Below are 9801 nucleotides of genomic sequence, written 5' to 3' on the forward strand. Positions count from 1 at the left end.
GCCGGACCGTCCACCAGATCGGCATGCCCTTCCACTGGGGTCCCAACGGAGTCGTGACCGGAGACGCGGCCAACGAACTCATGGCGATCTCGATGGACCCCAACGCCCACATCCAGGAGGACAAGGCGCTCACCGCCGACATCCGCCCCGGCCGCAGGCCGCGCGGCCCTGCCCTGCCGGAGCTGGTCGCCGAATACCGCCGCCGCGCGGGCATCACCGAAAACACCGGAAAGGAACCGCGGGCATGACCGCCGACGAGAACTCCCCGGCCGACGAAGGGGCGAAGAGCCCTTCCCGCATCCGCCGTCTCCTCTCCGGACCCGAGGCCGACCCGGCCGCCGACGCCGGCTACCAGGACGCACCGGAGCGGGTCGGATTCTTCACCGACACCTCGGTGTGCATCGGCTGCAAGGCGTGCGAGGTGGCCTGCAAGGAGTGGAACGCCGTCCCCGAGGACGGCCTCACCCTGACCGGCATGTCCTACGACAACACCCGGAGCCTCGGCGCCTCCACCTGGCGACATGTCGCCTTCATCGAACAAGAGGTGGCCGCCCCCGGCGGTCCGCCCGACCCCGGGGGACGCGCGCTGCTGCCGCTCGCGGTGGCCCCGGCGGATGGAACCCAGGACCCCGGGACCACCCGCTGGCTCATGTCCTCCGACGTCTGCAAGCACTGCACCCACGCCGCCTGCCTCGACGTCTGCCCCACCGGCTCGCTCTTCCGCACCGAGTTCGGCACCGTCGTCGTCCAGGAGGACATCTGCAACGGCTGCGGCTACTGCGTCCCCGCCTGCCCGTACGGCGTGATCGAGCAACGCCCCGACGACGGGCGCGCCTTCAAGTGCACCATGTGCTACGACCGGCTCGGCGCCGGACAGGAACCCGCCTGCGCGAAGGCGTGCCCCACCGACTCCATCCAGTTCGGTCCCCTGGACGAACTGCGTGAACGCGCCGCGCTGCGCGTGGAACAACTCCACGCGGCCGACGTCCCGCAGGCCCGCCTCTACGGCCACGAACCCGGCGACGGGGTGGGCGGCGACGGAGCTTTCTTCCTGCTGCTGGACGAACCGGAGGTCTACGGGCTGCCCCCGGCGCCCGTCGTCACCACCCGCGACCTGCCCGCGATGTGGAAGCACGCCGGGGCCGCCGCCCTGGCCCTGCTGGCCGCCGCGGGCACCGCGCACGCGTTGTCCGCGCTCCTGGGGCACCTGCCGGGAGACCGTTCGACCGCACGTTTCGGGAAAGGACCCCGATGACCGCCTCCGCCGACACCCAGGGACCGCGCCGCAGGGGAGGCCGGAGACGCAGGGGTGAGGAACTCATGGTGCCCCGGGCCGAGTTCCGCTCCTACTACGGCCGTCCCGTCATCAAGGCACCCTCCTGGGCCGCCCGTGACATCGCCGGATACTTCTTTCTCGGCGGACTCGCCGGGGCTGGTTCCGTGCTCGCCGCCGGCGCCCAGCTGACCGGCCGGAACACCACCGCGACCGCGCTCAAGCTCTCCTCGCTCGGCGCCATCGGCCTCTCCGTCGCCGCCCTCGTCAACGACCTCGGCCGCCCCGAGCGGTTCACGAACATGCTCCGCGTCTTCAAGCCGACCTCCCCGATGAGCGTCGGCTCCTGGCTGCTCGGCCTGTACGGTCCCGCCGCCGGCCTCGCTGCCCTCACCGCGGCCGGCGGAAGGTTCCCACGCGTCGGAGCCGCCGCGACGGCCACCGCCGCACTCACCGGACCGGCGGTCGCCACGTACACCGCGGTCCTCGCCGCCGACACCGCCGTACCGGCCTGGCACGGGGCGCACCGCGAACTGCCCTACCTGTTCGCGGCATCCGCCACGGCAGCCGCCTCCGGCATGGCCCTCGCCCTCGGACCGGCCCGGGAGACCGGTCCCGCCCGCGCCGCCGCGGTCCTCGCCACCGCGGCGGACCTGGCCGCGAGCACCGCCGCCGAACACCGCCTCGGCCTGGTGGCGGAGACCTGGCACGAGGGCCGGGCCGGCACCCTCCTGCGTACCGCCCGCGCGCTCACGGTCGCGGGTGCGGCGGCCGCGCTCGTGTCCGCACGACCCGGGCGAGCCGCGAAGCCTCTGGCGGTCCTGGGCGGCTGCGCCCTGCTGGCCGGGTCCGCCTGCACCCGCTTCGGGGTCTTCGCGGCCGGCGTCGCCTCCGCCGAGGACCCCAGGTACACGGTGCTGCCGCAGCGCGAGCGCCTCGCCGGGCGGGAAGCGGGCGGAGACGGAGAGGCGGAAGGCTGACCGCCCGTCGCCCCCTTCCACGGAGCAGGGCCGCCGGTCACGAGACGGTCATCGTCGCTCCCGCCGCCGTGCCGGTCCCGGCACGCGGGGCGAGGAACGCGGTTCGGGGGAGTGCGCCGTCCGCGGCGCGGGGAGCGCGTGCGGAGTCCGGGTCGGTCGAGGTGAACCGCGCGGTCCCTCCGCCGTCCCAGCTGTTGCCGGAGGAGCGGACGCCGTCGCCCAGTGCGGCGTCCCGACCGTTCGCCGCCGCCACGTTGGCTTCGGCGAGCGCCGCCGCGGTGGTGAGGTGGAAGCCGTCCACGCCGTTGCGGTAGGCGGTGTTGCGGGTCAGTGAGATCCGGCCGGGGTTCCCCTCGTCGGTGAATCCCAGGCCGGCGTTCTCCCAGGCCGCGTTGTTCCGTACGACGTGGGCGACGGCGGCCCGGGTGTTGCCGCCGCCGAGGGTGAAGCCGTTGCCGTTGCCGAAGGACCAGTTGCTCTCCACGGTCACCGGGCTGGTGAACCCGCCCAGGTCCACGCCCTCGTCGGCGTTGTCGTACGTACGGCAGCCCTTTACGAGGTTGCCCGCCCCGGAGCCGAACTTGATCGCGAGACCGACGCCACCGCGGCCGTCGGCATCGCGATTGGCGTAGAAGTCGCTGTCGAGAACGGAATTGGCCTCGGTTCCGGCGTCACGCAGCGTCAGACCGGACTCGGCGTTGTCGTGGAGGGACAGGTTCTGGAAAACCGTGTGGGCGCAGCCCCGGCAGACGTACGCGTGGGAGCGGGAGCCGCGGATCTCCAGCCCCCGCACGGTCCAGTAGTCGGCGGTCTGGGTGATGGCCCAAGAGCCCTCCGGGACGCCGGACGCGTCCACGACCGGCGATTCGCCCGGGTAGTTGGCGAGGGTGATGCGGTGCGTGGCGTCGGCGTCGGTGGTGATGTCCACGGCTTCGGCGGGGCGGTAGGTGCCGCCCCTCATGAGGACGGTCCCGCCCGGCCTCACCAGACCCACCGCCTTTCCGAGCGTGGCGAACGGGTGCGCGAGGCTCCCGTCGCCCCCGTCCGAGCCGTCCGGGGCGACGTAGAGGCTCAGCGCGGCGACGTCGTCGGCCGAGGACGGGGAGGGCAGGGTACGGGTCCGGACGGGCGCCGGGGGCGCGGAGGAGGCTGGAGGCGGGGAGGCCGGTGACTGCCAGAGCAGGAGGCCAAGGGTCCCGGCGGCGATCCCCGCCGCGGCCACCACGGCTACCGCCTTCGCCTTGGAGCCCGCCAGGGAGAACGGCCCGCCCGCCCGGGCCGGCACGGTGGGGGCGCCGGCCCGGGCGGCGGTCTCCCGTAGCCACACCAGCAGAGCCGCCGGCACGGCGACGAGCCCGATGCCGGGCAGCAGGTTCTCCGGAGGGACCAGGCCGCCCCCGTGCGCCCGGCACTGCGGGCAGTCCCGCACATGACGGGTGAGGCGCTTGCGCCACAGGGCGCTGCTCGTCCCGTCCCACCCGCTCGCCTCGGACTGGAGACCGGGACAGCGCGGAGTGGCCACCAGGGCATGCACCAGGGTGCGCGCCGCTTCGAGCCTCTCCTTCATCCGCTGGACCCGCACGGCGGTGTGCCGGCGGTCGAGGCCGAGGGAGGCGGCGACTTCGGACCGGGTGAGGCGGCCCGACGCCTCCTCCCAGTAGAGGGCGAGCACCTGCCGGTCGGCGGGTTCGAGCCAACGGGTCGCGCGGGCGAGATGGCGGCGCTGGCCGGTCAACGCGAGTTCGGCGACCGTGCGCTCGGCGAAGTCCGGCAGGGGGTCGGGCACGCTCTCGACGTCGCGGTGGGTGGAGTTCCCGCCCGCCGCCCGCCGTTGGTACTGCTGGATCTCGCGGTACGCGATGGCCACCGCCCACGAGCGGAACCGGTCGGGCTCACGCAGCTTCGGCAGACCGCGGACGACCCGCAGCATGGTCTCCTGGACGAGATCCTCGGCATCGGAGTGCCCGTTCAGGGCCCGGCCGACGATTCCGTAGACCAACGGCAGATGCAGGGCGACCAGTCGTTCCGTCGCCCGCCGGTCGCCGTCCCGTGCGGCGTACGCGAGGGCTGTGACGTCTTCCTCGGGGTAGGTCCCGCGCTCCGTCATGGTCTCTGCCCCACCGGTCATTCATCCGATCGATCATGCCAAGAGCCCGCATCGTGGCACAGCGCCGGTGGGCTGTAAAGATCCATTACGAGACGTTGTGCGGACGGTCCGGAGACCTGGACCGTGCATGAACAGCCATGTGGGAAAGGTGCGTTGAGAGGTCACGCGTCGCCCGCACGGACAACGGCCGCCGGTCGGCACAACGTGCCGGGAAAGCGGTCCGTCCGGGCGCGGTGCGAGAAGCTCCGCTCTTTCCCGGGAATTTTCCGCGAGATTTCTGTTATCCCCCTCCGCCCCACGCATCTACCAGGTCGCTGCGGCTCCTCCAGCCGCGGCCGGCACCCGGGCTACGGACCCGCTGCCGTACGAGCCGCACGAAGGAGTATGCGCATGAGGCGAGATCCCACAGCACGACCCGGCCCGGCCGACGGACACCGGCACCGCCGAAGCGCATCGAGGGCCGGTGCGCTGATCGCGGCGTTCGTGCTCGCGGTGTGCGCGGTGGTGGTGGGTGGCGCGGTGTCGCCGGCCGTGGCCGCGACGTTGCCGGCGACGGGTGGGGTGTACCAGCTGGCGGTGACGAAGAGCGGTAAGTGCATCGATGTGCCGGCGGCTTCGACAGCGAACGGTGCGTTGTTGCAGCAGTGGGGGTGCACCGCTGATTCGGACTGGCAGGAGTTCACGCTGACGTCCGCCGGTTCGGGGACGTACCGGCTGGTGAACGTGCACAGCGGCAAGTGCATTGACGTGCCGGACTACTCGACGGTGAGCGGGACGCGGTTGCAGCAGTACAGCTGCGCGGGTCAGACGAACCAGGCGTGGACGCTGGTGGCGAGCGGTTCGGGGACGTTCCAGATCATCAATGTCAACAGTGGTCTCTGCGTCAGTGACGAGGGCGCGTCGACGACGAACGGCACCGCGATCATCCAGGAGACGTGCACCGCCAACACCAACAAGCAGTGGGCCTTCAAGCCCGTCTCCACCACCCACAACACCGTCGCGGCCGACGGAACCGGGACCTACACCACCGTGCAGGCGGCGGTCGACGCGGTCGGGACGGGCAACGCGAGCCGGGTCGTCATCACGATCAAGCCGGGCACCTACCGGCAGGCCGTGACCATCCCGGCGAACAAGCCCTACATCACGCTCCAGGGCACCGGCGATTCCCCCGACGACGTGGTGATCGTCGGCAACCGCAACGCGGGTGACTACGGCACCTCGGGCAGCGCCACCGTGGTCGCCCTCGGCCACGACTTCACCGCGACCAACCTGACGATGTCGAACGACTTCGACGAGAACAGCTCCGACACCGGTGACCAGGCGTTGGCGCTGTATCTCGACGCCGACCGGGCCCTGCTGGACAACGTGCGTCTCCTCGGCGACCAGGACACCTTCCTGGTCAACAACAACGCCCGCGTCTACGTGTGGAATTCATACGTCGAAGGCACGGTGGACTTCATCTACGGCGGCGGCGTCGCGGTCTTCGACAACAGTCGGATCCATGAGAAGCGGACCACCGGCGGCCCCATCACCGCGGCCAGTACCCCCGCCGAGCGTGCCTACGGGTTCCTCTTCTACCGGTCCACCATCACGAGCACGGTGAACAACACCACCCAACTCGGTCGCCCCTGGCGCCAGGACGCCCAGGTCCTCTACCGCGAGTGCACGCTCTCGGCGGCCGTCGCCACCGCTCAGCCGTGGACGAACATGTCCACGAGCACCTGGCAGAACGCCCGGTTCCGTGAGTACCGCAACACCGGTGCCGGAGCCACGGTGAACGCCAACCGGCCGCAGCTCACCGACGCCCAGGCGGCCACCTACACCCCGCAGAAGTACCTCGCGGGCACCGACGGCTGGAACCCCGTCCGCTGATCCGGTCCACAACGTCCTTTCCCGGTACGAGAGAAGAGGGAACCCATGTTCAACAGGAGTGGCACCAGGTTCGGTGCGCTGATCGCGGCGTTCGTGCTTGCGGTGTGCGCGGTGGTGGTGGGTGGCGCGGTGTCGCCGGCCGTGGCCGCGACGTTGCCGGCGACGGGTGGGGTGTACCAGCTGGCGGTGACGAAGAGCGGTAAGTGCATCGATGTGCCGGCGGCTTCGACGGCGAACGGCGCGTTGTTGCAGCAGTGGGGGTGCACCGCTGATTCGGACTGGCAGGAGTTCAGGCTGGATTCGGCGGGTTCGGGGACGTACCGGCTGGTGAACGTGCACAGCGGCAAGTGCATCGACGTGCCGGACTACTCGACGGTGAGCGGGACGCGGTTGCAGCAGTACAGCTGCGCGGGTCAGACGAACCAGGCGTGGTCGCTGGTGGCGAGTGGTTCGGGGACGTTCCAGATCGTCAACGTGAACAGTGGTCTCTGCGTCAGTGACGAGGGCGCGTCGACGACGAACGGCACCGCGATCATCCAGGAGACGTGCACCGCCAACACCAACAAGCAGTGGGCCTTCAAGCCGGTGACGACCGGGCGGGCCTGGTCGGACAAAGCGGACGGCTTCGCCTCCACCGGCGGGGGCACCACCGGCGGCGCGGCGGGCAGCACCGTCACCGTGACCACCTACGCCGACCTGGTCAAGTACGCGACCTCCACCAGCCCGTACGTCATCAAGGTCGCCGCAGCCGTCACGGTGGACCCGTACGGCCACGAGATCCCGGTGACCTCCAACAAGACGATCGTCGGCGTCGGCACCAAGGGGGAGATCGTGCACGGCGGGTTCTTCCTCGGCACCGGCGTCCACAACGTCATCATCCGCAACCTCACCATCCGCGACGCTCAGATGACGGACGACGACCCGGACGACAAGGTCTACGACTACGACGGCATCCAGATGGACACGGCCGACCACATCTGGATCGACCACAACCGCATCGAGCGGATGAACGACGGCCTCATCGACAGCCGCAAGGACACCAGTTACCTCACCATCTCCTGGAACGTCATGGGGACCGAGAACAAGGCCCTCGGCATCGGCTGGACCGACAACGTCACCGCCCGGATGACCATCCACCACAACTGGATCCACGACACCAACCAGCGCAACCCCAGCATCGACAACGTGGCCCTCGCCCACCTCTACAACAACTACCTGCAGAACGTGACCTCCTACGGCAACCTGTCCCGGGGTGCCTCGAAGACCGTCATCGAGAACAGCTACTTCGAGAACGTCGCCAACCCCTTCAACATCGACACCTCGGCGGCGTCCCTGACCCAGTCGGGCAGCGTCATGGTCAACTGCACCGGCAAGCAGGTGACGGCCGGGACGACCTTCACCCCGAGCAGCTACTACGCCTACACCCTGGACGCGGCGAAGGACGTGCCCGCCCTGCTCAAGCAGTACGCAGGCCCGCAGAGCACGATCGGCGGCTGACCCCGCTCCGGCCCCGCCGGTCGGCCCGAACACACCGCAGGACCGTCCCGGGAGGGGCGGCCCTGCGGCGTGTCGGCGGTACTCGGCCCGTACCGCTCCACGGTTTCCTGTCAGCAGGCGCCGAGGTCCTGCCAGACACCCCATTCACCCGTGGTGCCGGGCGTCTCGTTCTGGGTCCACCACTTGGCCTTCCAGGTGTGGCCGCCGTACGAGACGGTGTTGCCGGCGGTGTAGACGGCGCCGCTGTTCCACGCTGCCGAGGCGCAGTTGCCACCCGGCGGGGGAGTGGTCGGAGGCGCGGTCGTCGGGGTGGTCGTCGGCGGGGTGACTCCGGCGAACTTCACCGCGTACTTGGCGAAGTCCCAGTCCGACTGGGCCACGCTGCTGCACGTACCGGACGTCGTCCCGTTGTCGGCCGGGGTGCACTGGCGGTCGCGGTTGAGGGACCAGAACGTGAAGCGATCCATGTGGTGGCTGGTGGCGAAGTCCAGAACCGTCTGGAAGTCGGCCTGACGGAAGTACTCACCGGTGTCGCTGCGGCCGTTCATCCCGGAGAACCCCTCGTGCGCGTACGCGGTCGCCGCGTCCCAGCCGAAGGTGGACTGAAGGATGGAGTTGAAGTTCGTCAGCGCGCTCGTCTGTGCGGCCGCACCGTTGAACCCGCCGTCGAAGGGCATGATCGAGAAGTTGTTCGGCGTGAAGCCCTGCGCCTTGGCCTCGTTGAGCATCTGCTTGCCGAACCAGCCGGTGCCGTCGGCCGTTCCCGCGGTGGTGACGGAGACGTAGAGTCCGGGGTTGTTCTGCTGGAGAATCTTGGCCGCGCCGATCTCATGGGCGATGGCGGTCGCGTTCTCGTACTCCGGCTCCTCCAGGTCGAAGTCGATCGCCTTCAGCTGGTACTTGGTGATGACCTGCTGATAGGCGGCCGCGGTGGACGCCGCGTCGGAACATGCCTGGCCGAGCTTGGTCCCCCCGTACCCGCCGATGGAGACCGACACGTCGCCGCCCTTGGCGCGGATCGCGTTGACGACCGTCCCCACCGCGGTGTCCGACGAGACCGGTGACGTACCGTCCCACGTCGGACTGCAGCCGCCCCCGTTGGGGGCGAGAACGAACGCCAGCTGGAACGCCTTCAGCCCGGTGGCGTCCATGATGGCGCCCGCGTCCGGCGGGTTGTTGTCGTGCGGCATCAGATACGGCGCTGCGGCGTACCACCGGGTGCTGAGTGCGGTGGTGGCGGCGGACGCACCCGAAGCCTGCTGCGCGGTGAACGCCGCGAGTCCGGTGGTGGCCAGTGCCGCGGTCGCGGCACCGCAGAGCAGAGCGCGAAGGCGCTTCATGGGGACTCCTGTCGGGAGAGGTGTCGCCCAGAATCGATTGATGACGCATTCACGTCAATGATTTGGCCTAGACCATTGCTCTCTTTTGAAGATTGCGTACGGCGACATGAGGTGGAAACCGGCTGACATGATCGGGGCGTACCGGCCCGCGAGCCTCGGGGGCGGTCGCGGGGCCGGCTCCCCGGCGACCGCGCCGAGAAGGCCCGCGGAGACCCACCGCACGCACCACGACAGGAGAAGCCATGGGGCTGGACGGACAGGAAGACGGGCCTCGCGCGCCCCGTCCCACGTATGCGCCGACCGGGTCCACGCGTCCGGCGGAGACCACCTGGGACGACGGGCTTCCGGGCCACCGTCGCCGCGAGGAGACCGTGGTCGTCGGGTACGGCGACGACGACTGGCGTGCCGCCTCGGCAGCGGTGCTGCAATGGGGCGTGAAGGTCCGCAGCGGCTTCCGGGTCACGCCGCTGGACGGCGCGGGCGACCGGGTCGTCGAGGGGGGCGACTACCGGATCACCGTCGGCCGGGGGCCGTTCTCCGTGCGCGAGCCGGTGCGGGTCGTCGCCGTCGTGGACACGACGGACGCCCGCGGCTTCGCGTACGGCACGCTGCCCGGCCACCCCGTCTCCGGTGAGGAGGCGTTCGTGGTCCGCCGGGCGCCCGACGGCCGGGTCACCCTGACGCTCCGCTCCCTGACGGCCCCGGCGCCGACGGGCCCGTGGAGGCCTCTCT

8 protein-coding genes are annotated in these 9801 nt (G+C 70.6%); 6 read left to right on the forward strand and 2 right to left on the reverse strand.

The window, feature by feature from the left end:
- From ACFWEP_RS25720 to nrfD, 3 genes are all read left to right on the forward strand, one after another.
- A partial coding sequence (locus ACFWEP_RS25720; RefSeq protein ID WP_387373276.1) for a hypothetical protein occupies window positions 1-248 on the forward strand: 248 nt, incomplete at its 5' end.
- Complete coding sequence (locus tag ACFWEP_RS25725) at window positions 245-1255, forward strand: 4Fe-4S dicluster domain-containing protein (protein WP_387373277.1); 1011 nt, start codon at window positions 245-247, stop codon at window positions 1253-1255. The genes ACFWEP_RS25720 and ACFWEP_RS25725, both read left to right, overlap by 4 nt.
- A gap of 65 nt (window positions 1256-1320) precedes the next feature.
- Window positions 1321-2253: an NrfD/PsrC family molybdoenzyme membrane anchor subunit gene (gene nrfD, locus ACFWEP_RS25730; RefSeq protein WP_387373289.1), complete on the forward strand. Its 933-nt coding sequence runs from the start codon at window positions 1321-1323 to the stop codon at window positions 2251-2253.
- A 37-nt stretch (window positions 2254-2290) separates the two neighbouring features.
- Here nrfD and ACFWEP_RS25735 read toward each other — a convergent pair whose 3' ends face one another.
- A complete protein-coding gene (locus ACFWEP_RS25735) occupies window positions 2291-4360 on the reverse strand; it encodes a sigma-70 family RNA polymerase sigma factor (RefSeq protein ID WP_387373279.1) in 2070 nt (689 codons plus the stop codon).
- Between the two features lie 390 nt (window positions 4361-4750).
- Between ACFWEP_RS25735 and ACFWEP_RS25740 the strand changes: the two genes are divergently transcribed.
- On the forward strand, window positions 4751-6232 hold the full coding sequence (locus ACFWEP_RS25740; RefSeq protein WP_387373281.1) for a pectinesterase family protein: 1482 nt from the start codon (window positions 4751-4753) through the stop codon (window positions 6230-6232).
- 45 nt (window positions 6233-6277) lie between these two features.
- Window positions 6278-7729, forward strand: a complete 1452-nt coding sequence (locus tag ACFWEP_RS25745) for an RICIN domain-containing protein (protein WP_387373283.1) — start codon at window positions 6278-6280, stop codon at window positions 7727-7729.
- A 110-nt stretch (window positions 7730-7839) separates the two neighbouring features.
- Here the strand turns inward: ACFWEP_RS25745 and ACFWEP_RS25750 are convergent, their stop codons facing one another.
- Window positions 7840-9069 (reverse strand): carbohydrate-binding protein, encoded by a 1230-nt coding sequence (locus tag ACFWEP_RS25750; protein WP_387373285.1) that lies wholly within the window; start codon window positions 9067-9069, stop codon window positions 7840-7842.
- Window positions 9070-9311: 242 nt separating this feature from the next.
- Here ACFWEP_RS25750 and ACFWEP_RS25755 point away from each other — a divergent pair.
- The coding region (locus tag ACFWEP_RS25755) for a DUF1990 family protein (protein ID WP_387373287.1) at window positions 9312-9801 on the forward strand (490 nt) is incomplete at its 3' end.

The organism is Streptomyces sp. NPDC060198 (assembly GCF_042728415.1).
Classification (GTDB): domain Bacteria; phylum Actinomycetota; class Actinomycetes; order Streptomycetales; family Streptomycetaceae; genus Streptomyces.

What these genes read in the sequence shown, in the direction of transcription:
- ACFWEP_RS25725 (WP_387373277.1), top strand. Translation starts at nt 245, where the DNA reads ATGACCGCCGACGAGAACTCCCCGGCCGACGAAGGGGCGAAGAGCCCT.
- ACFWEP_RS25750 (WP_387373285.1), bottom strand. Translation starts at nt 9,069, where the DNA reads ATGAAGCGCCTTCGCGCTCTGCTCTGCGGTGCCGCGACCGCGGCACTG.
- nrfD (WP_387373289.1), top strand. Translation starts at nt 1,321, where the DNA reads ATGGTGCCCCGGGCCGAGTTCCGCTCCTACTACGGCCGTCCCGTCATC.
- ACFWEP_RS25735 (WP_387373279.1), bottom strand. Translation starts at nt 4,360, where the DNA reads ATGACGGAGCGCGGGACCTACCCCGAGGAAGACGTCACAGCCCTCGCG.
- ACFWEP_RS25745 (WP_387373283.1), top strand. Translation starts at nt 6,278, where the DNA reads ATGTTCAACAGGAGTGGCACCAGGTTCGGTGCGCTGATCGCGGCGTTC.
- ACFWEP_RS25740 (WP_387373281.1), top strand. Translation starts at nt 4,751, where the DNA reads ATGAGGCGAGATCCCACAGCACGACCCGGCCCGGCCGACGGACACCGG.